General features: G+C 57.8%; 22 protein-coding genes and 1 other annotated feature. Of the genes, 21 read left to right on the top strand and 1 reads right to left on the bottom strand.

Translation table 11 applies throughout. The features are described 5' to 3' along the window. The 7 genes from infC (at nt 1) to ihfA (ending at nt 5,358) form a co-directional block, all read left to right on the top strand. On the top strand, nt 1-552 hold the full coding sequence (infC, locus tag ACJ8M3_RS07105; RefSeq protein WP_048233542.1) for a translation initiation factor IF-3: 552 nt from the start codon (nt 1-3) through the stop codon (nt 550-552). A gap of 98 nt (nt 553-650) precedes the next feature. After that, the gene (rpmI, locus tag ACJ8M3_RS07100; RefSeq protein WP_004931418.1) at nt 651-848 is read left to right on the top strand and encodes a 50S ribosomal protein L35; all 198 of its coding nucleotides are present in this window, start codon (nt 651-653) and stop codon (nt 846-848) included. 43 nt (nt 849-891) lie between these two features. Beyond that, on the top strand, nt 892-1,248 hold the full coding sequence (gene rplT / locus ACJ8M3_RS07095; protein WP_004931417.1) for a 50S ribosomal protein L20: 357 nt from the start codon (nt 892-894) through the stop codon (nt 1,246-1,248). A gap of 113 nt (nt 1,249-1,361) precedes the next feature. Further along, nucleotides 1,362-1,484 (top strand) — a sequence feature (Phe leader region). After that, the gene (gene pheM / locus ACJ8M3_RS07090) at nt 1,366-1,410 is read left to right on the top strand and encodes a pheST operon leader peptide PheM (RefSeq protein ID WP_121626058.1); all 45 of its coding nucleotides are present in this window, start codon (nt 1,366-1,368) and stop codon (nt 1,408-1,410) included. Its footprint overlaps the feature before it by 45 nt. 187 nt (nt 1,485-1,671) lie before the next feature. Further along, entirely contained in the window at nt 1,672-2,655 is a 984-nt protein-coding gene (pheS, locus tag ACJ8M3_RS07085) for a phenylalanine--tRNA ligase subunit alpha (RefSeq protein WP_004931416.1), read from the top strand. A gap of 14 nt (nt 2,656-2,669) precedes the next feature. After that, nucleotides 2,670-5,057, top strand: a complete 2,388-nt coding sequence (gene pheT / locus ACJ8M3_RS07080) for a phenylalanine--tRNA ligase subunit beta (RefSeq protein WP_089196984.1) — start codon at nt 2,670-2,672, stop codon at nt 5,055-5,057. A gap of 4 nt (nt 5,058-5,061) precedes the next feature. Continuing rightward, entirely contained in the window at nt 5,062-5,358 is a 297-nt protein-coding gene (gene ihfA, locus ACJ8M3_RS07075; protein WP_004931414.1) for an integration host factor subunit alpha, read from the top strand. Nucleotides 5,359-5,546: 188 nt separating this feature from the next. Here the strand turns inward: ihfA and ACJ8M3_RS07070 are convergent, their stop codons facing one another. Continuing rightward, nucleotides 5,547-5,678, bottom strand: a complete 132-nt coding sequence (locus ACJ8M3_RS07070) for a hypothetical protein (protein WP_046686953.1) — start codon at nt 5,676-5,678, stop codon at nt 5,547-5,549. A gap of 232 nt (nt 5,679-5,910) precedes the next feature. On the opposite strand from ACJ8M3_RS07070, the gene ACJ8M3_RS07065 reads away from it, so the two are divergent. The 14 genes from ACJ8M3_RS07065 to ACJ8M3_RS07000 all read left to right on the top strand — a co-directional run bounded on the left by ACJ8M3_RS07065 (nt 5,911) and on the right by ACJ8M3_RS07000 (nt 19,615). Next, the gene (locus ACJ8M3_RS07065; protein ID WP_442514633.1) at nt 5,911-6,315 is read left to right on the top strand and encodes a DUF2502 domain-containing protein; all 405 of its coding nucleotides are present in this window, start codon (nt 5,911-5,913) and stop codon (nt 6,313-6,315) included. 179 nt (nt 6,316-6,494) lie between these two features. After that, nucleotides 6,495-7,502 (top strand): vitamin B12 ABC transporter permease BtuC, encoded by a 1,008-nt coding sequence (gene btuC, locus ACJ8M3_RS07060; RefSeq protein ID WP_033652456.1) that lies wholly within the window; start codon nt 6,495-6,497, stop codon nt 7,500-7,502. A gap of 45 nt (nt 7,503-7,547) precedes the next feature. Then, nucleotides 7,548-8,099 (top strand): glutathione peroxidase, encoded by a 552-nt coding sequence (locus ACJ8M3_RS07055; protein ID WP_033642881.1) that lies wholly within the window; start codon nt 7,548-7,550, stop codon nt 8,097-8,099. 5 nt (nt 8,100-8,104) lie between these two features. Beyond that, nucleotides 8,105-8,860, top strand: a complete 756-nt coding sequence (gene btuD, locus ACJ8M3_RS07050; RefSeq protein ID WP_033642882.1) for a vitamin B12 ABC transporter ATP-binding protein BtuD — start codon at nt 8,105-8,107, stop codon at nt 8,858-8,860. A 401-nt stretch (nt 8,861-9,261) separates the two neighbouring features. After that, nucleotides 9,262-10,416: a UDP-4-amino-4-deoxy-L-arabinose aminotransferase gene (gene arnB, locus ACJ8M3_RS07045; RefSeq protein WP_089196986.1), complete on the top strand. Its 1,155-nt coding sequence runs from the start codon at nt 9,262-9,264 to the stop codon at nt 10,414-10,416. Continuing rightward, nucleotides 10,403-11,383 carry an undecaprenyl-phosphate 4-deoxy-4-formamido-L-arabinose transferase gene (arnC, locus tag ACJ8M3_RS07040; RefSeq protein ID WP_033642884.1) on the top strand — a complete coding sequence of 327 codons (981 nt, stop codon included), beginning with the start codon at nt 10,403-10,405 and terminating at the stop codon, nt 11,381-11,383. The genes arnB and arnC overlap by 14 nt, the downstream gene beginning before the upstream one ends. Continuing rightward, entirely contained in the window at nt 11,383-13,365 is a 1,983-nt protein-coding gene (gene arnA, locus ACJ8M3_RS07035) for a bifunctional UDP-4-amino-4-deoxy-L-arabinose formyltransferase/UDP-glucuronic acid oxidase ArnA (protein ID WP_033644264.1), read from the top strand. The genes arnC and arnA overlap by 1 nt, the downstream gene beginning before the upstream one ends. Further along, on the top strand, nt 13,362-14,267 hold the full coding sequence (arnD, locus tag ACJ8M3_RS07030; protein ID WP_033652453.1) for a 4-deoxy-4-formamido-L-arabinose-phosphoundecaprenol deformylase: 906 nt from the start codon (nt 13,362-13,364) through the stop codon (nt 14,265-14,267). Before arnA ends, arnD begins: the two co-directional genes overlap by 4 nt. Further along, nucleotides 14,264-15,928 carry a lipid IV(A) 4-amino-4-deoxy-L-arabinosyltransferase gene (arnT, locus tag ACJ8M3_RS07025; RefSeq protein ID WP_060440070.1) on the top strand — a complete coding sequence of 555 codons (1,665 nt, stop codon included), beginning with the start codon at nt 14,264-14,266 and terminating at the stop codon, nt 15,926-15,928. Before arnD ends, arnT begins: the two co-directional genes overlap by 4 nt. After that, nucleotides 15,925-16,269: a 4-amino-4-deoxy-L-arabinose-phosphoundecaprenol flippase subunit ArnE gene (gene arnE / locus ACJ8M3_RS07020; RefSeq protein WP_089196987.1), complete on the top strand. Its 345-nt coding sequence runs from the start codon at nt 15,925-15,927 to the stop codon at nt 16,267-16,269. Before arnT ends, arnE begins: the two co-directional genes overlap by 4 nt. Beyond that, a complete protein-coding gene (gene arnF / locus ACJ8M3_RS07015) occupies nt 16,266-16,658 on the top strand; it encodes a 4-amino-4-deoxy-L-arabinose-phosphoundecaprenol flippase subunit ArnF (protein WP_089196988.1) in 393 nt (130 codons plus the stop codon). Before arnE ends, arnF begins: the two co-directional genes overlap by 4 nt. A 176-nt stretch (nt 16,659-16,834) precedes the next feature. Further along, nucleotides 16,835-17,299, top strand: a complete 465-nt coding sequence (locus tag ACJ8M3_RS07010; protein WP_016927954.1) for an NlpC/P60 family protein — start codon at nt 16,835-16,837, stop codon at nt 17,297-17,299. Between the two features lie 59 nt (nt 17,300-17,358). Further along, on the top strand, nt 17,359-18,372 hold the full coding sequence (locus ACJ8M3_RS07005; protein WP_033642890.1) for a lipoate--protein ligase A: 1,014 nt from the start codon (nt 17,359-17,361) through the stop codon (nt 18,370-18,372). Between the two features lie 511 nt (nt 18,373-18,883). Next, nucleotides 18,884-19,615: an EAL domain-containing protein gene (locus ACJ8M3_RS07000; RefSeq protein ID WP_033642891.1), complete on the top strand. Its 732-nt coding sequence runs from the start codon at nt 18,884-18,886 to the stop codon at nt 19,613-19,615. Nucleotides 19,616-19,705 lie beyond the last annotated feature (90 nt).

Raw genomic sequence — 19,705 nt, 5'->3', positions numbered from 1 at the left:
ATTAAAGGCGGAAAACGAGTTCAACCGGCGCGTCCTAATCGCATTAACAGAGAAATTCGCGCGCAAGAAGTTCGCCTAACCGGCGTCGATGGCGAGCAGATTGGTATTGTCAGTCTGAATGAAGCTCTTGAAAAAGCTGAGGAAGCGGGCGTTGATTTAGTAGAAATCAGCCCAAATGCCGAACCGCCAGTTTGCCGAATCATGGATTACGGCAAATTCCTCTACGAGAAGAGCAAGTCGACGAAAGAACAGAAGAAGAAGCAAAAAGTTATCCAGGTCAAGGAAATCAAATTCCGTCCTGGCACCGATGATGGCGACTATCAGGTCAAACTACGCAACCTGATTCGCTTTCTGGAAGATGGCGATAAAGCCAAAATCACCCTGCGTTTCCGCGGGCGTGAGATGGCGCACCAGCAGATCGGCATGGAAGTGCTTAACCGCGTCCGTAAAGACCTGTGTGAAGATATGGATCTGGCAGTGGTCGAGTCCTTCCCTACGAAGATCGAAGGCCGCCAGATGATTATGGTGCTCGCTCCTAAGAAGAAACAGTAAGGCTTACAAGTAATGGAACCCGCGCGGCGCTTGCGCTGTGTGGGTTTTATTCGCCCAACTGATTCGTTGTTTAACAATGCGAAGTGGATTTAATTAAAATGCCAAAGATTAAAACTGTACGTGGTGCAGCCAAGCGCTTCAAAAAAACCGGCAGCGGTGGTTTTAAGCGTAAACATGCCAACCTGCGTCATATTCTGACCAAAAAAGCAACCAAGCGTAAACGTCACCTGCGTCCGAAAGGCATGGTGTCTAAAAACGATCTGGTCCTGGTTACCGCGTGCCTGCCGTACGCATAAGCCATTTTTTTTGAATTTAGAATAAGACTTTAGGAGAGAGCATATGGCTCGCGTAAAACGTGGTGTAATTGCACGCGCACGTCACAAGAAAATCATGAAGCAGGCGAAAGGTTACTACGGTGCCCGTTCGCGCGTATATCGTGTTGCCTTCCAGGCAGTAATCAAAGCAGGTCAGTATGCTTACCGTGACCGTCGTCAACGTAAGCGTCAGTTCCGTCAGCTGTGGATTGCACGTATCAACGCAGCTGCTCGTCAGAACGGTCTGTCTTACAGCAAGTTCATCAACGGCCTGAAAAAAGCCTCGATCGAAATTGACCGTAAGATCCTGGCTGACATCGCAGTCTTCGACAAAGTGGCCTTCGGCGCACTGGTTGAGAAAGCGAAAGCAGCTCTGGCGTAAGTCAGTAGAAGAGGGAGCTTGCTCCCTCTTTTAATCTTTGTTTTCAGCGACAAATATTGACTTTCATTGCCCGCCGCTATATCACTGGTGGACAATCATCGACAAGGTACCGCAATCATGCACGCAGCTATTTTTCGTTTCTTTTTTTACTTTAGCGCCTGACTTCAGGAGGCTTTGCGCGTAAGAAAAGAAACGAAAAGTAGCGCCTAAGCCTCCCTCGTGGAGGCTTTTTTGTTTTTGGCCATCGTCCCGCCTTGCAAAGCGTTGCGGTGAGAACGGCGGGTACTCAGCCGGCCCTGCGCCGCGCAGGCGAGCCGCCTGGCCAGCAACGCATTGAAAAGTCTTTGAAGATTGCTCAAAGGCGTGTTCGAATAATAGATAACAATTACTTAGGGCCATCCCGGCCAGAGGAAGAGGAAAGCAATGCCACATCTCGCAGAGCTGGTTGCCAATGCCAAGGCAGCCGTAGAAGATGCCCAGGATGTTGCCGCGTTAGATTTGGTGCGCGTCGAATATTTTGGCAAGAAAGGTCATTTCACCTTGCAGATGCAGTCTCTGCGCGACGTACCGGCGGAAGACCGTCCGGCGGCCGGCGCGGTGATCAACCAGGCCAAGCAAGAGGTGCAAGACGCCCTGAACGCGCGCAAGAACGCGCTGGAAAGCGCCGCGCTGAACGCGCGCCTGGCGGCTGAAACCATCGACGTCTCCCTGCCGGGCCGTCGCATGGAAAACGGCGGCCTGCACCCGGTGACCCGCACCATCGACCGCATCGAAACCTTCTTCGGCGAGCTGGGCTTCTCCGTCGCTACCGGCCCGGAGATTGAAGACGATTACCATAACTTCGACGCGCTGAACATTCCAGGGCATCACCCGGCGCGCGCCGACCACGATACTTTCTGGTTCGACGCCACGCGCCTGCTGCGCACTCAGACCTCCGGCGTGCAGATCCGCACCATGAAGAACCAGCAGCCGCCGATCCGCATCATTGCGCCGGGCCGCGTTTATCGTAACGACTACGATCAGACTCACACCCCGATGTTCCACCAGATGGAAGGGCTGATCGTTGATAAAGACATCAGCTTCACCAACCTGAAGGGCACGCTGCACGATTTCCTGAATAACTTCTTTGAAGAAGACCTGCAGGTTCGTTTCCGTCCGTCCTACTTCCCGTTCACCGAGCCGTCCGCCGAAGTGGACGTGATGGGCAAAAACGGTAAATGGCTGGAAGTGCTGGGCTGCGGCATGGTGCATCCGAACGTACTGCGCAACGTGGGCATCGATCCGGAAGTTTACTCCGGCTTCGCCTTCGGTATGGGCATGGAGCGCCTGACGATGCTGCGTTACGGCGTCACCGACCTGCGCGCATTCTTCGAAAACGATCTGCGTTTCCTCAAACAGTTTAAGTAAGGCGGGAATATCACATGAAATTCAGTGAACTCTGGTTGCGCGAGTGGGTAAACCCGGCCATCAGCAGCGAAGCATTATCCGATCAAATCACCATGGCCGGTTTGGAAGTGGACGGCGTGGATCCGGTTGCCGGCGCGTTTAACGGCGTCGTGGTGGGTGAGGTTGTCGAGTGCGGTCAGCACCCGAACGCCGATAAACTGCGTGTCACTAAAGTTAACGTGGGCGGCGATCGCTTGCTCGACATCGTCTGCGGCGCGCCGAACTGCCGCACCGGCCTGAAAGTGGCGGTCGCCACCGTGGGCGCGGTGCTGCCGGGCGATTTCAAAATCAAGGCCGCCAAACTGCGCGGCGAACCTTCGGAAGGCATGCTGTGTTCGTTCTCCGAACTGGGCATTTCTGACGATCATGACGGCATTATCGAGCTGCCGCTGGATGCGCCGATCGGCACCGACATCCGTGACTATCTGAAACTGAACGACAACACCATCGAGATCAGCGTCACCCCGAACCGCGCCGACTGCCTGGGCATCATCGGCGTCGCGCGTGACGTGGGCGTACTGAACCAGGTTGCGCTGACCGAGCCGGACATGAGCCCGGTGCCCGCGACGATTGACGCCACGCTGCCGATCCGCGTTGACGCGCCGCAGGCGTGCCCGCGTTATCTGGGCCGCGTGGTGAAAGGCATCGACGTCAAGGCGTTAAGCCCGCTGTGGATGCGTGAAAAACTGCGTCGTTGCGGTATCCGTTCTATCGATGCCGTCGTCGACGTCACCAACTATGTGCTGTTGGAACTTGGCCAGCCGATGCACGCTTTCGATCTGAGTCGCATCGACGGCGGCATCGTGGTGCGCATGGCGGAAGAAGGGGAAACCTTGACGCTGCTGGACGGCAACGAAGCCAAACTGAACGCCGACACCTTAGTGATCGCCGATCATCAAAAAGCATTGGCGATGGGCGGCATCTTCGGCGGCGAGCATTCCGGCGTCAACGGCGAAACCCAGGACGTGCTGCTGGAGTGCGCTTTCTTCAGCCCGCTGTCGATCACCGGTCGCGCGCGCCGTCACGGCCTGCACACCGATGCTTCTCACCGCTATGAGCGCGGCGTCGATCCGGCGCTGCAGTACAAAGCCATGGAGCGCGCCACGCGCCTGCTGCTCGACATCTGCGGCGGCCAGGCAGGCCCGATTATCGACGTGACTCACGAGAATGAACTGCCGAAACGCGCCACCATCACGCTGCGCCGCGAGAAGCTGGATCGCCTGATCGGCCACGTGGTGCCGAGCGAGCAGGTCAGCGACATTCTGCGCCGCCTGGGTTGCCAGGTGACCGAACAGGGCGACAGCTGGCAAGCGGTCGCGCCGAGCTGGCGTTTCGATATGGAGATTGAAGAGGATCTGGTGGAAGAAGTGGCGCGCGTTTACGGCTACGACAACATTCCGGATGTACCGGTGCGCGCCGATTTGGTGATGACCCAGCATCGCGAAGCCGATCTGACGCTCAAGCGCGTGAAGACCATGCTGGTCGATCACGGTTATCAGGAAGCGATCACCTACAGCTTCGTCGATCCGAAAGTGCAGGCGCTGCTGCACCCGAATGAAGAAGCGCTGATCCTACCAAGCCCGATTTCGGTCGAAATGTCGGCGATGCGTCTGTCGCTGTGGACCGGCCTGCTGTCTGCGGTGGTGTATAACCAGAACCGTCAGCAGACGCGCCTACGCCTGTTCGAAAGCGGCCTGCGCTTTGTGCCTGATAGTGCGGCAGATCTGGGTATCCGTCAGGACGTCATGCTGGCGGGCGTGATCGCCGGCCATACGCACGATGAACATTGGGATCTGGCGCGCAAGCCTGTCGACTTCTATGATTTAAAAGGGGATCTGGAGTCTGTCCTCGAGCTGACCGGTAAATTATCCGAAATTCAGTTCCGGGCGGAAGCCAATCCGGCCCTGCATCCAGGGCAAAGTGCGGCGATTTATTTGCACGGCGAACGCGTTGGTTTCATCGGTGTGGTTCACCCGGAACTTGAACGTAAACTGGATCTTAACGGCCGCACCGTGGTGTTTGAACTGGAGTGGAACAAGCTTGCGAGCCGCGCCGTGCCTCAGGCGCGGGAGATTTCGCGCTTCCCGGCAAACCGCCGTGATATCGCCATTGTGGTGGCTGAAAACGTCCCCGCAGAAGATATTTTGGCCGAGTGTAAGAAAGTTGGCGCAAATCAGGTAGTTGGCGTAAACTTGTTTGACGTGTACCGTGGCAAGGGCGTGGCAGAAGGTGACAAGAGCCTGGCTATCAGTCTGGTATTGCAGGATACCGCTCGTACACTGGAAGAAGAGGAGATAGCCGCTACCGTTGCAAAATGCGTAGAGGCTCTAAAACAGCGATTCCAAGCATCCTTGAGGGATTGAACCTATGGCGCTTACTAAAGCTGAAATGTCAGAACACCTGTTTGAGAAGCTTGGGCTTAGCAAACGGGACGCCAAAGACCTGGTGGAACTGTTCTTTGAAGAGGTCCGTCGGGCCCTTGAGAATGGCGAACAGGTAAAACTGTCGGGTTTTGGCAACTTTGATCTGCGTGACAAGAACCAACGTCCGGGGCGTAACCCGAAGACCGGCGAAGACATTCCGATTACGGCGCGCCGCGTGGTGACCTTCCGTCCGGGGCAGAAGCTGAAAAGCCGGGTAGAAAACGCCAGCCCGAAAGGGTGAATGACGTGACATCAAAAAAGGCCGCTTGCGCGGCCTTTTTCTTTTTTTGGAAAAATTCAGTTTATTCCTAATGGGCTAAGTAAGAATTAACATTATTCATTAAAACGCCACGGCGAAAATTTATTTTATGTTAATTGCGGAATATTCTTATATCTTATTTTATTTAGTTGATGACCTTATTTATCAAATCAATAACGGCCGTAATAATGGCCTGGGCCGTCGCCGCGGTGGCCGCCGCCCCAGTGCGGCCCCCAGCAGCAGGCGCTGAGGCTTGAGGCCAGGGCCACAAAGGCCAGCAACATACCTATACGTTTAATCATCTTATTATCCTCCGGTGGGGATCCGTTTAATTATCATTGTCGCGCCGCTTAAGCGATGTCAGTTATTCGTTAAGCCTTGGCAGAGGCAATAATAATTAAAGACGTCGGCAAACAGTGTAGGGATTGTGTAAGGCCGTCGAAAACGATCTGAAAATAGGCACCGGTGAGATAGTCGCTAAATAAGCGCACTGATATAACCACTGCAGCAAGAAAAATAGAGTGAGAAGGCAAAATGAAAAAGCTCCTGTTGCTGGTGTGTTTCCCTCTGTTGCTGCCGCTGGCGGCACAGGCCGATGTCTCTGTCGATATCAACGTGCCGGGCGTTTCCCTACATTTGGGGGATCAGGACCGCCGTGGTTACTACTGGGATGGCTACGACTGGCGTCCCCCGCAATGGTGGCATGCACACCAGGGCCGCGGTTTGGGGGAGCGCAATGCGCGCTGCCTGTACTGGGACGGCGGGCGCTGGCAGCCTTCGCCGCCGCGCGGCTATGAGCATCGCGAGCCGGCGCGCAGCGGCAATCCTTTCCACGGCGATCGCGATAATCGTGATCATGACGATCGCGGCGACCATGACCGGCGCGATGACGGCCGCGGCCGGCCCTATCCGCAGGGCAACCCCGGTCAGCATCGTTAACCCCTGAGTTTATCGGCGGCTGGTTTTGCCATCATCCTGGCGATGACGGGCAGGGCCAGCCGCTGCTTTCCTGCGCCATCGCTTACGCAAGGCTTCCCCTTGCGGCGTTAACCCCCTAATATTTGACTCAGACGTCAATTATCCGGCCACGACAGCGGCCGGCAGGGAATCGCCGCGCCATGCCAACCAGCCGTACCTTCACCTTACTGTTGCAACATCAACGTTACCGCGATAAACGCCAGGTCATTCTGTTGGCGCTGGGTGTGGTGCTGGCATTGCTGTTTAGCCTTTGCGCCGGCGATCGATGGATATGGCCGTCAGAATGGTTCAGCGATCGGGCGCAGCTGTTCGTCTGGCAACTGCGATTGCCGCGTGCGCTGGCGGTGATGTTGGTCGGCGCCGCCCTGGCGGTAGCCGGGGCGGTGATGCAGGCGCTATTTGAAAACCCGTTGGCGGAACCTGGCCTGCTGGGGGTGGCGAACGGCGCCGGCGTCGCGCTGGTGCTGACGGTGCTGCTGGGCCACGGTCTGCTGCCGGTAGCGCTGATGAGCGCCGCCGCGATAGCAGGCGCGCTGGCGATGACGTTCTTGCTGCTGGGCTTCGCTCGCCGGCGCCGCCTGACCAATGCGCGGCTGTTGCTGGTGGGAGTGGCGCTGGGCATCGTGTGCAGCGCGCTGATGACCTGGGCGGTCTATTTCAGCACCAGTCTCGATCTGCGGCAGTTGATGTACTGGATGATGGGGGGCTTCGGCGGCGTCGACTGGCGCCAAAAGTGGCTGGTGTTGGCGCTGCTGCCGGTGCTGCTGTGGCTGTGCGGCCAGGGGCGAGCGCTTAACCTGATGGCGCTGGGCGAGGTGCAGGCGCGGCAGCTCGGGCTGTCGCTGCATCTGTGGCGCAACCTGCTGGTGCTGGCGATCGGCTGGCTGGTGGGCGTCAGCGTGGCGCTCGCCGGGGTGATCGGCTTCGTCGGGCTGGTGATCCCGCATATTTTGCGGCTCACCGGCCTGACCGACCAACGCTATCTGTTGCCGGCCTGCGCACTGGCGGGGGCCGGCGTGTTGCTGGTGGCCGATGTGATTGCCCGCGTTGCGCTGCTGGCGGCCGAACTGCCGATCGGCGTGGTGACCGCTACGCTGGGAGCGCCGCTATTTATCTGGTTACTGACCCGGGCAAAAGGCGTAAGGTAGTTTTCTTCATTCACCTGCCATTAAAAAACTACAGGATGACAACCGATGAGCAATCCAATTTATAACCTGCCGTTACAGACCATCGAAAATCAGGCTACCACGCTGGGGGCCTATCAGGGCAAGGTGCTGCTGGTGGTCAACGTGGCCTCGGAGTGCGGCCTGACGAAGCAATATGAAGGGCTGGAAGCGCTGTACGAAACCTATCGCGATCGGGGGCTGGAAGTGCTGGGGTTCCCGTCCAATGAATTCCTGGGGCAGGAGCCGGGCAGCAACGAAGAGATCCTGGCGTTTTGCCGCGGCACTTTCGGCGTGCAATTCCCGATGTTCGCCAAGATTGAGGTGAACGGCGAACACCGTCATCCGCTGTATCAGGCGCTGATTGCCGCGCAGCCGGCTGCTGTCGCGCCGCAGGGCAGCGAGTTCCTGGCGCGGATGACCAGCAAAGGGCGTGCGCCGAAGCACGCCGGCGATATTCTGTGGAACTTCGAGAAATTCCTCATCGCGCGCGACGGCACGGTGATCCAGCGCTTCTCGCCTGACACCACGCCGGAAGATCCGGCGCTGGTGGCGGCGGTGAAACAAGCGCTGGCAGGGTAAGACGGATGCTGCAACTCGTTGAGGTTGGGGTGGCGGGGCGCCTGGCGCCTTTTTCGGCACAGATTGACGGCGGGTTGCAGGTTCACCTGATCGGCCCAAACGGCGCCGGGAAGAGCACTCTGCTGGCGCGGGTGGCGGGCATGCTGCCGGGGCTGGGCGAGGTTCGTCTGGACGGACGCGCGCTCTCCGATTATCCGGGGAGCGAACTGGCATCCCGGCGCGGTTACCTCAGCCAGCAACAGCCGCCGGTGTCGCTGATGCCGGTGTTTCAGTATTTGGCGCTGCACCGGCCTGCGGCGGCAACGCAAACCGATGTGGAGCACGCCATCCTCTATCTGTGTCGGCGGTTGAAGCTGGTGGATAAGCTGTCACGCATGCTGACGCAGCTTTCTGGAGGCGAATGGCAACGGGTGCGGCTGGCGGCGGTCTTGCTGCAGGTGTGGCCCAGCGTCAATCCGCACAGCCGCCTGTTGTTGCTGGATGAGCCGACCAACAGCCTGGATGTGGCGCAGAAAGTCGCGCTGGATCGCCTGCTGCGCGAATTCTGCCAGAGCGGGCGCAGCGCGCTGGTATGCGCGCACGATCTGAATCACACCCTACAGCAGGCCGATCGGGTTTGGTTGCTGCATGCCGGCCGGCTTGTGGCGCAGGGCGTCACGCGTGAAGTGATGGCGCCCGCGCTGCTGTCGCAGATTTATGAAGTGGATTTCCAGCTGCAATGGGTAGGGGACCAGCGTTGGATCATGACCCGCACGGCTTAATTAACCCAGTCGGCGGGGCGCAACGTAAACGGAAACTAAACATAGTGAATATAAATAGTCAGATAAGCATCGGCGAATATTGTGCGGTCTCTCATTTTCATACCGATTTTCTTGAAAAACGTCGATGACGTGCTACGCTTGATTCGGCAAAAATAAAATACGTAAGTAATTATTAAAAAATATAAGAAATTGATTTACATAATAAAATTATATTAATGATGACGGCACCTTCCTATCAGTTCTCCCACTGATGACAAGTCTCGTCTTAAGGTTTAGTTAAGCTTGCGGCCTTACATTGGCAGTTAATCCACGGAAACGATTCTTCTCTGGCGTTTAATATTCGTTAAACGAAAGGGATTTACAGTGTCATCAAAAGCAGTCCGATACGTTTGGGGTTAACTATGGATCAATTTTTACCTTTCTCTCGTCCAGCCATCGGCGACGAAGAAATCGCCGCGGTAGAGAAAGTGTTGCGTTCCGGTTGGATCACCACCGGCCCGCAAAATCAGCAACTGGAAAGCGACTTCTGTTCCACCTTCGGCTGTAAGCACGCCATCGCCGTCAGTTCCGCCACAGCAGGCATGCACATCACTTTGATGGCGCTGGGCGTGGGGCCCGGCGATGAAGTCATCACCCCTTCCCAAACCTGGGTTTCCACCCTCAACATGATCGAACTGCTGGGCGCTACGCCGGTGATGATCGACGTTGACCGTGAGACCTTGATGGTCAGTGCCGCCGACGTCGAGGCTGCCATCACCCCGAAAACCAAAGCGATTGTTCCGGTGCATTATGCCGGCGCCCCCCTGCAGATGGACGCTTTGCGCGCCGTGGCCGAACGCCATGGTCTGCCGTTAATCGAAGACGCCGCCCATGCGGTCGGCACGCGTTACAACGGCGAATGGGTCGGCGCGCGCGGCACGGCGATTTTCTCGTTCCACGCGATTAAGAACGTGACCTGCGCCGAAGGCGGCCTGATCGCCACCGACGACAATGCGCTGGCGGATCGCCTGCGTTGCCTGAAGTTCCACGGCCTGGCCGTCGATGCCTTCGATCGCCAGCAGCTTGGCCGCAAACCGCAGGCCGAAGTGGTGGAGCCGGGGTACAAATACAACTTGTCCGACATTCACGCGGCGATCGCCGTGGTGCAACTGTCGCGCTTTGCCGAGCTGAACGCGCGCCGTAAGGCGCTGGCGCAGCGCTACCTGAGCGCGCTGGAAGGCTCGCCGTTCCAGCCGTTGGGCGTGCCGGATTATCCGCATGACCACGCCTGGCACCTGTTTATGGTGCGCGTCGATGCCGAGCGCTGCGGCCTCGATCGCGACCAGCTGATGGAGCGCCTGAAAGAGGTTGGCATCGGCACCGGGCTGCATTTCCGTGCGGCGCACACCCAGAAATTCTACCGTGAGCGCTATCCGCAGCTGTCGTTGCCGAATACCGAATGGAACTCGGCGCGGCTGTGCACCTTACCGCTATTCCCTGATATGACCGACGCCGATGTGGATCGCGTGGTCAATGCCTTGTCTTCTGTTGTGGAGTCTTTACGTGTCTCGCGTTGAACCGATCAAAAAAGTGTCGATAGTCATCCCGGTATACAACGAGCAGGAAAGCCTGCCTGCGTTGCTGGAGCGCACTACCGCCGCCTGTAAGCAGTTATCCCAACCTTATGAAATCATTCTCGTCGACGATGGCAGCAGCGACAACTCCGCTGACATGCTGACCGCGGCGGCCGAAAAGCCGGACAGTCACGTGATTGCCGTCCTGCTTAACCGCAACTATGGCCAACATTCGGCGATCATGGCCGGTTTCAATCAGGTGACCGGCGATCTGGTGATTACCCTTGACGCCGATCTGCAGAACCCGCCGGAGGAAATCCCTCGGCTGGTCAGCGTGGCGGAAGAGGGCTATGACGTGGTGGGCACCGTGCGCGCCAACCGTCAGGACTCCTGGTTCCGCAAAAGCGCTTCGCGCGTAATCAACATGATGATTCAACGCGCCACCGGTAAATCGATGGGGGACTACGGCTGCATGCTGCGCGCCTACCGTCGTCATATCGTTGAGGCGATGCTGCACTGTCATGAGCGCAGCACCTTCATCCCGATCCTGGCGAATACCTTCGCCCGTCGCACGACCGAGATCGACGTGCGTCACGCCGAGCGCGAGTTCGGCGACTCCAAATACAGCCTGATGAAGCTGATCAACCTGATGTATGACCTGATCACCTGTCTGACCACTACGCCGCTGCGTTTGCTCAGCGTGGTCGGCAGCATCGTGGCGCTGTCCGGGTTCGTGTTGGCGCTGGTGCTGATCGCGCTGCGTCTGCTGCTCGGTCCTGAATGGGCCGCCGGCGGCGTGTTCACGCTTTTCGCCGTCCTGTTCACCTTTATCGGCGCCCAGTTTGTCGGCATGGGGCTGCTGGGTGAATACATCGGCCGCATCTATACCGACGTGCGCGCACGTCCTCGCTATTTTGTTCAGAAAGTGGTCGGCGTACAGCAAGACCACAATACTCAGGAAGAAGAATGATGAAAGCTATTGTATTTGCTTACCATGATATTGGCTGCGCAGGTCTGAAAGCGCTGACTGAGGCGGGTTATGACGTGCAGGCTGTGTTCACGCACACCGACGACCCAGGTGAGAACAACTTCTTCTCCTCCGTGGCCCGTTTGGGCGCCGAATTGGATCTGCCGGTCTATGCGCCGGAAGACGTGAACCACCCGCTGTGGGTTGATCGCATTCGCGAACTGCAGCCGGACGTGATCTTCTCGTTCTACTACCGTCACATGCTGAGCGACGAGATCTTATCGCTGGCCCCGTTGGGCGGTTTCAACCTGCATGGTTCGTTGCTGCCGCGCTACCGTGGCCGCGCGCCGGTGAACTGGGCGTTGGTGAATGGCGAAACCGAAACCGGCGCCACCCTGCACAAAATGGTGAAACGCCCTGACGCCGGCGACATTGTGGGCCAGCAGAAAGTGGCTATCGCCGACAACGACACCGCGCTGACGCTGCACAAAAAAGTGCTGGAAGCCGCGCAGGCCGTGTTGAAAGAGCAGCTGCCGAAGCTGAAGAACGGCACCGCCACTTTTACCAAGCAGGATGAGTCTCAGGCCAGCTACTTCGGGCGCCGCACCGCGGCGGACGGCGAGATCTTGTGGCACAAATCCGCCAAAGAGATCAACAACCTGGTGCGCGCCGTCACTGAACCGTACCCGGGGGCATTCAGCTACCTCGGCCAGCGCAAGCTGATCGTCTGGCGTTCCCGCGTGCTGGATACCCAACACGATAAACAACCGGGCACCGTGCTGAGCACCGCCCCGCTGGTCATCGCCTGTGGCGAAGGCGCGCTGGAAATCGTCGCCGGGCAGAACGAAAGTGGCCTGTACGTGCAGGGCAGCCGCCTGGCGCAGGAAATGGGCATCGTCACCGACGTGCGTCTGGCCGCCAAGCCTAACGCCGTGATGAAACGCCGCACTCGCGTGCTGATCCTCGGGGTCAACGGTTTCATCGGCAACCACCTGACCGAGCGTCTGCTGCGCGACGATCGTTACGACATCTACGGTCTGGATATCGGCTCTGACGCCATCAGCCGCTTCCTCGACAACCCGCGCTTCCACTTCGTGGAAGGCGACATCAGCATCCACTCCGAGTGGATCGAGTATCACATCAAGAAATGCGACGTGGTGCTGCCGCTGGTGGCGATCGCGACGCCGATCGAATACACCCGTAACCCGCTGCGCGTGTTCGAGCTGGACTTCGAAGAGAACCTGAAGATCGTTCGCGACTGCGTGAAATACAACAAGCGCATCATCTTCCCGTCCACCTCCGAAGTGTACGGCATGTGCGACGACAAAGAGTTCGATGAAGACCATTCTCGTCTGATCGTCGGGCCAATCAACAAACAACGCTGGATCTACTCGGTCTCCAAACAGCTGCTGGATCGGGTGATCTGGGCTTACGGCGCCAAAGAAGGCCTGAAGTTCACGCTGTTCCGTCCGTTCAACTGGATGGGGCCGCGTCTGGATAACCTGGACGCCGCGCGCATCGGTTCTTCCCGCGCCATCACCCAGCTGATCCTCAACCTGGTAGAAGGTTCGCCGATCAAACTGATGGACGGCGGCGCACAGAAGCGTTGCTTCACCGACATCAACGACGGCATCGAAGCGCTGTTCCGCATCATTGAGAACCGCGACGGCCTGTGCGACGGTCAGATCGTCAACATCGGCAACCCGACCAACGAAGCGAGCATTCGCGAGCTGGCGGAAATGCTGCTGGAAAGCTTCAACAACCACCCGCTGCGCGACCGCTTCCCGCCGTTTGCCGGCTTCAAGGACGTGGAGAGCAGCAGCTACTACGGTAAAGGTTACCAGGACGTCGAGCACCGCACGCCGAGCATCAAAAACGCGCGCCGCCTGTTGGGCTGGCAGCCGACCATCGAGATGAAGCAAACCGTCGCCGATACGCTGGACTACTTCCTGCGCACTACCGTTCAGGAAGGGAACGATGCATGAAGAAAGTCGGTCTGCGGGTTGATGTAGATACCTTCAGCGGCACCCGTGAAGGGGTGCCGCAGTTGCTGGACCTGTTCGAAAAGTACGACATTCAGGCCAGCTTCTTCTTCAGCGTGGGACCGGACAACATGGGGCGCCATCTTTGGCGCCTTTTGCGTCCGAAATTTCTGTGGAAAATGCTGCGCTCGAACGCCGCTTCGCTGTACGGTCTGGATATTCTGCTGGCCGGCACTGCGTGGCCGGGGCGCAACATTTCACGCGCGCTGGGGCCGCTGATGAAGCGCACCGCCGAAGCCGGCCATGAAGTCGGGCTGCATGCCTGGGATCACCAGGGATGGCAGGCCAACGTCGGCAAGTGGAGCGAGGCGCAACTGACCGAACAGGTGCAGCGGGGCGTCGATGCCCTGAGCGCCAGCACCGGCCAGCCGGTGAAATGCTCTGCCGTGGCGGGCTGGCGTGCCGACACGCGCGTGCTGGAGGTCAAGCAGCGCTTCGGCTTCCATTACAACAGCGATTGCCGCGGCACCCATCCGTTCCGTCCGGTGCTGAGCGACGGGCGTCACGGTACGGTGCAGATCCCGGTGACGTTGCCGACCTTCGACGAAGTGATCGGCAGCGAAGTCAGCATGGCCGACTTTAACGACTACATTCTGCGCGCCATCGAGAACGATCGCGGCGTACCGGTGTACACCATTCACACCGAAGTGGAAGGCATGTCGCAAGCGGCGATGTTCGAACAGTTATTGCAACGCGCACGGCAGCAGGGCATCGAATTCTGCCCGCTGAGCGCGCTGTTACCGCAAGATTTGGCGTCACTGCCGTTGGGCCGCATCAAGCGCGCTCCTTTCCCCGGCCGCGAAGGTTGGCTGGGCTGTCAAACCGATGTGAAGGACGTTACATGAAGGCGCTAAAAGGATCCTGGGCCATTCTGCTGGCCGTTTTTTTTGCTCTGGTTTACCTGATCCCGCTTAACGGCCGCCTGCTGTGGCAGCCGGACGAGACGCGTTATGCCGAGATCAGCCGTGAAATGCTGCAGCGCGGCGATTGGGTTGTGCCGCACCTGCTGGGGCTGCGCTACTTCGAAAAGCCGGTGGCGGGTTACTGGTTCAATAACATCAGCCAGTGGCTGTTCGGCGAAAACAACTTTGCGGTGCGCTTCGGCTCGGTGTTCAGCACCGGCATGACCGCACTGCTGGTGTTCGCGCTGGCGATGCTGATGTGGCGCAATGCGCGCCGCGCTAGCCTGGCGGCGCTGATATTCCTGTCGATGGTGCTGGTGTTCAGCATCGGCACCTACAGCGTGCTGGATCCGATGATCTCGCTGTGGCTGGCGGCGGCGATGGTCAGCTACTACCTGACGCTGAAAGCCACCTCGGTCAAAGGCAAGCTGGGCGCCTACGCGCTATTGGGCTTGGCCTGCGGTATGGGCTTTATGACCAAGGGCTTCCTGGCGCTGGCGGTGCCGGTGATCGCGGTGATCCCGATCGTCATCCAGCAACGTCGCATCAAGGATCTGCTGTGCTACGGCCCGGTGGCGATCGTGACCGCTACGTTGCTCAGCCTGCCGTGGGCGCTGGCGATCGCGCAACGCGAACCCGATTTCTGGAATTACTTCTTCTGGGTCGAACATATTCAGCGTTTCGCCGAAGATAACGCCCAGCACAAGGCGCCGTTCTGGTATTACCTGCCGATCCTGCTGGCGGCGGTGCTGCCGTGGCTGGCGCTGCTGCCCGGTGCGCTGCTCAAGGGCTGGCGCGAACGCGTACAGCGCCCGGAGCTGTTCTTCCTGCTGAGCTGGGCGATGATGCCGCTGATCTTCTTCAGCATCGCCAAAGGCAAGCTGCCGACCTATATTCTGCCGTGCATGGCGCCGCTGGCGCTGCTGATGACCGCCTATGCGGAAGACTACGCCGCCACCCTGCGCGCCAGGCTGTTCAAGGCCAATGCCTGGCTGAACGGCCTGTTCGGGCTGATCGGCATCGTGGCGCTGGTGGTGTTGAGCTCCGGCCTGCTGCCGAAAGCCCATCTGTTTACCGCGCAAGAGTGGCCGAAGGTGGTGCTCGGCCTGATCGCCTTCGGCGGCTGGCTGCTGTTCGCACTGGTTTCTGCGCGCGATAACGGCCGTCAATGGCGCTGGGCGGCGGCCTGCCCGGTATTGCTGTGCCTGGTGATCGGCTACGCCATCCCGCAACAGGTGACCGATTCCAAACTGCCGCAGAACTTCGCCCGCGCCACGATGGCCGAACTGGGCGACAGCCGTTACGTGCTGACCGACAGCGTCGGGGTGGCGGCCGGCCTGGCCTGGGAACTCAAGCGCAGCGACGTGCTGATGTACAGCCAGAAAGGCGAGGTGGCCTATGGTCTGGAGTATCCGGACGCCAAAGGGCACCTGATCAGCGACGCCGACTTCCCGCAGTGGCTGGCGCAGGCGCGCAAGCAGGGGAATGTGTCGCTGGTGTTGCAGCTCTCCCGCGGCGAAGCGCTGCCGCAGGAACTGCCTGCCGCAGATAAGGTGGATCGCATGAACCGTCTGGTGCTGATGTGGTATAAACAGCAACCATGATCGGTTTTCTGTTGGTGATAGTGGTCAGTCTGCTCACCTGTGGTGGGCAGCTGTGCCAGAAGCAGGCGGCGCACTGCTGGGAACGGGCGGACAAGGCGCGGCTCAAGCAGACGCTGCGTTGGCTGGCGCTGGCGGTGCTGTTGCTGGGGCTGGGCATGGCGGTGTGGCTCAATGTGCTGCAACGCCTGCCGCTCAGCCTGGCTTACCCGATGCTCAGCCTTAACTTCGTGATGGTGACGCTGGCGGCGCGCTGGCTGTTTCATGAGCCGACGACCGCGCGCCATTGGTGTGGCGTGGCGTCGATTATGCTGGGGATCCTGCTGATGAGCGTGCATTCATGAAGGGCTATGCCTGGGGCGCCGCCAGCGTACTGCTGGTGACGCTGGCGCAGTTGCTGATGAAGTGGGGCATGGTTCAGATCCCGCTGATGTCGTTCGCCGATGTCTCGCTGAGGCTGATCGGCGACTACTGGCTGCCGCTGCTGGCGGTGGGCGGCGGCATCTTTGGCTATGCGCTGTCGATGCTGTGTTGGTTCTTTGCGCTGCGCCATCTGCCGTTAAACCGCGCTTATCCTCTGCTGAGCGTCAGCTATGCGCTGGTTTACCTGGCGGCGGTGATCCTGCCGTGGTTTAACGAATCCGCTACGCTGCTGAAAACGTTGGGCACGCTGTTTATTCTGTTCGGCGTCTGGCTGATTAACAGCAAATCCGAGACCAAATCGCCGCAATAGGGCCAAAACCGGCGATCCTGCTATTATCTCCCTCATGGCGCTTGCCTTTTTCCCCGTGCGGGAGATAAATTAACGCGAAATAGCGCTTTCCTTACGTGGTGCCGGCTTTGCCTCGCAGGCAGTGTAGTGGTGTACCGAATGGCATAATGCGGCAACGTGTTCAATGAAGGGATATTATGCGGATGCGTGTGTGGTTTTTATTAGCCAGTTTAATCCTCGCCGGTTGCAGCAGCCATGCGCCGCCACCCAGCGGCCGCCTGGCGGATTCTATCGTGGTGGTGGCTCAGCTCAATGAACAACTGCGCCAGTGGTACGGCACGCCATACCGTTACGGCGGCCTGGATCGCGGCGGCGTCGATTGCTCCGGCTTTGTTTACCGCACGTTCCGCGATCGCTTCGATATGCAGCTGCCCCGTTCGACCGAAGAGCAAACCTCGCTGGGCACCAAGGTCTCGCGCGACGAACTGATGCCGGGCGATCTGGTGTTTTTCAAAACCGGCGGCGGTGAGAACGGTTTGCACGTCGGCATTTACGATACCAACGACCAATTTATCCACGCTTCGACCAGCCGCGGGGTGATCCGCTCCTCGCTCGATAACGTTTACTGGAAACGGGTGTACTGGCAGGCGCGGCGCATTTAGCCTTAACCCGTTGATTTGGTGTATCATGGCGGCATCACGTGTTTTGAACGGTGCCTGCCATGAACAGTTTGCGTTTACTGATCTCCGACTCCTACGATCCCTGGTTCAACCTGGCGGTGGAAGAGTGCATCTTCCGCGAAATGACCACGCAAAAAATCCTCTTCCTGTGGCGCAATGCCGAAACGGTGGTGATCGGCCAGTCGCAGAACCCCTGGAAAGAGTGCAACACCCGGCGTATGGAACAGGATGGCATTCGGCTGGCGCGGCGCAGCAGCGGCGGCGGGGCGGTATTCCACGATTTGGGCAACACCTGCTTCACCTTTATGGCCGGCAAGCCGGGGTACGATAAAAGCGTCTCTACGAATATCATTCTGCAAGCGCTGCGGCAGTTGGGCGTAACGGCCGACGCATCGGGGCGCAATGACCTGGTGATGGAAACTGCCGATGGGCCGCGCAAAATATCCGGCTCCGCCTATCGCGAAACGCAGGATCGCGGTTTCCACCACGGCACGCTGTTGCTGAATGCCGATCTGGAGCGGCTGGCGGACTACCTCAATCCGGATCCCAAAAAACTGCAGGCCAAGGGCATCACCTCGGTGCGTTCACGCGTCGCCAACCTGGCGGAGTTTTTGCCGGGCATCAGCCATGAGCAGGTGTGTGAGGCGATCGTGCAGGCCTTCTTCGCCCACTATGGCGAGACGGCCGAGCCGGAGATCATTTCGCCGGATGTATTCCCCGATCTGCCCGATTTTGCCGCGCAGTTCGCCAAACAGAGCAGTTGGGAATGGAATTTCGGCAAGGCGCCGGCGTTCAGCCATCTGCTAAATGAACGCTTCGTCTGGGGCGGCGTGGACCTGTTCTTCGATGTCGAGAAGGGGACAATTGTTCGTGCGCAGGTATTCACCGACAGCCTGAATCCGGCTCCGCTACAGCGGTTGGCGGACATGCTGGTGGGCTGCGCGTACCGCAGTGAGCCCGTCGCCGCCTGCTGCGACCGCCTGGTGGCGGCCTATCCGCAACAGGCGGCTGAATTGACCGAGCTGCGGCAATGGCTGAGCGATACCATCCGCTAGCCGGGCGGTCTGGCTGCGAGGGGATGAGCGTGCTCATCCCTTTTTTTATCGCTGAAAGCGACGTTTCGCTGGGCGTAGCGCAGATTTTCTGAAAATCAAGGTGGGCATTTTTTCAGGTTTTCAATGCTGCGAATAACGGGCGGAATTGATGCGTTATTAAATTTAATCAGTCATCGTTAACGGCCGGAAAAATTGGCGTTAAGTCAGAAAGATTATTTTACTTTATTTAGGATTTTTCTTAATTAAAACAAAGGAGATAAGTCAAATTTGACCTCAAATCCATTCCACTTAAGCCAAATATCTTTTCGCATCACGCGCCGAACGAGAAAACTGGCATAAGTGCGGCTGCTTTTCTTTGCGCCGTTCGCGATTGTCGTATAGCTTTAATCTATCAATTAAATGATATTTTACGAGCATTTGCATTGATATTTCCGATTAATCCCAGAAGGATTGATCGATAAAATATATTGATATACGATGATACGCTAGCCATTCATCCTGTGGCATTAAAATGAACATCCAACTCGAAGCTGACTTTATTAGTAGCTATGTTTTTCAACCTGTTTACTCAATGGAGGGCGGGCTGTTGGCGGTGGAAATGTTGAGCCGTTTCAACAGTCTCGACGGTGATTTAGCCATGCCGGCCGAAATTGGGATTAATTTATTGGCGCCTGAACAAAGGATTGAGTTATTTAATGAGCAATTGAGACTGGCGGAGCAGCATGCTGCCTGGTTTACCGGTAACAGCGTGCAGTTGACCATCAATATCGAAGAAACCATCGTCGAGCTTATTCTTTCCGATCCGGCCTTGTGCCAGAGGATCCGGCAATATCCTTTTATTGCATTTGAAATGAGTGAGAGTTTTCCGAATCTTTCTGCCGGAAAGAACAATACGAGCGTGCGGCGATTAAGCGAATTGTTTACGCTGTGGCTCGATGATTTCGGTTCCGGTAAAGCCACGCTGACCGCGTTGTACGATGGTTTGTTTGACTACGTAAAGATAGACAAGCGTTTTTACTGGCAGCTGTTTACCCATCAGGGGTATGACGTGGTCATCGACTCGTTGTTAAAGAATATCAACCTGTTGTGTAAAGGCGTGATCGTCGGAGGAATAGAGAAAAAAGAGTACTTTAATAAACTCAGATACGCCGGTGTTTTAGGCCTGCAAGGTTTTTTATGGCCCAGCGTTGGTGTGGATAATCTGCAAGCTTTGCTGGCGATGCCCAGCGAGTTCAATAATTAAGAAGTGATACAAAAAAACTACACACAATGAGGTAAATAAGCGACGGGGTGATGTTTAGCGTGATTCAGTCGCCGTTATTCCCCCACGTTT

The organism is Serratia sp. CY55921 (assembly GCF_052167655.1).
Lineage (GTDB): Bacteria > Pseudomonadota > Gammaproteobacteria > Enterobacterales > Enterobacteriaceae > Serratia > Serratia ureilytica.
The sequence above is the reverse complement of the archived record's forward strand: the minus strand, read 5'-3'. Positions and strand labels throughout refer to the sequence as shown.

Excerpts from the sequence above, each read along its gene's own strand:
- arnB (WP_089196986.1), top strand. The coding sequence starts at position 9,262 with ATGGATCAATTTTTACCTTTCTCTCGTCCAGCCATCGGCGACGAAGAA.
- ACJ8M3_RS07065 (WP_442514633.1), top strand. The coding sequence starts at position 5,911 with ATGAAAAAGCTCCTGTTGCTGGTGTGTTTCCCTCTGTTGCTGCCGCTG.
- arnF (WP_089196988.1), top strand. The coding sequence starts at position 16,266 with ATGAAGGGCTATGCCTGGGGCGCCGCCAGCGTACTGCTGGTGACGCTG.
- ACJ8M3_RS07070 (WP_046686953.1), bottom strand. The coding sequence starts at position 5,678 with ATGATTAAACGTATAGGTATGTTGCTGGCCTTTGTGGCCCTGGCCTCA.
- arnE (WP_089196987.1), top strand. The coding sequence starts at position 15,925 with ATGATCGGTTTTCTGTTGGTGATAGTGGTCAGTCTGCTCACCTGTGGT.
- btuC (WP_033652456.1), top strand. The coding sequence starts at position 6,495 with ATGCCAACCAGCCGTACCTTCACCTTACTGTTGCAACATCAACGTTAC.
- ACJ8M3_RS07055 (WP_033642881.1), top strand. The coding sequence starts at position 7,548 with ATGAGCAATCCAATTTATAACCTGCCGTTACAGACCATCGAAAATCAG.
- arnT (WP_060440070.1), top strand. The coding sequence starts at position 14,264 with ATGAAGGCGCTAAAAGGATCCTGGGCCATTCTGCTGGCCGTTTTTTTT.
- ACJ8M3_RS07010 (WP_016927954.1), top strand. The coding sequence starts at position 16,835 with ATGCGGATGCGTGTGTGGTTTTTATTAGCCAGTTTAATCCTCGCCGGT.
- rpmI (WP_004931418.1), top strand. The coding sequence starts at position 651 with ATGCCAAAGATTAAAACTGTACGTGGTGCAGCCAAGCGCTTCAAAAAA.
- ihfA (WP_004931414.1), top strand. The coding sequence starts at position 5,062 with ATGGCGCTTACTAAAGCTGAAATGTCAGAACACCTGTTTGAGAAGCTT.
- rplT (WP_004931417.1), top strand. The coding sequence starts at position 892 with ATGGCTCGCGTAAAACGTGGTGTAATTGCACGCGCACGTCACAAGAAA.
- arnD (WP_033652453.1), top strand. The coding sequence starts at position 13,362 with ATGAAGAAAGTCGGTCTGCGGGTTGATGTAGATACCTTCAGCGGCACC.
- pheS (WP_004931416.1), top strand. The coding sequence starts at position 1,672 with ATGCCACATCTCGCAGAGCTGGTTGCCAATGCCAAGGCAGCCGTAGAA.
- btuD (WP_033642882.1), top strand. The coding sequence starts at position 8,105 with ATGCTGCAACTCGTTGAGGTTGGGGTGGCGGGGCGCCTGGCGCCTTTT.
- pheT (WP_089196984.1), top strand. The coding sequence starts at position 2,670 with ATGAAATTCAGTGAACTCTGGTTGCGCGAGTGGGTAAACCCGGCCATC.
- arnA (WP_033644264.1), top strand. The coding sequence starts at position 11,383 with ATGAAAGCTATTGTATTTGCTTACCATGATATTGGCTGCGCAGGTCTG.
- ACJ8M3_RS07000 (WP_033642891.1), top strand. The coding sequence starts at position 18,884 with ATGAACATCCAACTCGAAGCTGACTTTATTAGTAGCTATGTTTTTCAA.
- ACJ8M3_RS07005 (WP_033642890.1), top strand. The coding sequence starts at position 17,359 with ATGAACAGTTTGCGTTTACTGATCTCCGACTCCTACGATCCCTGGTTC.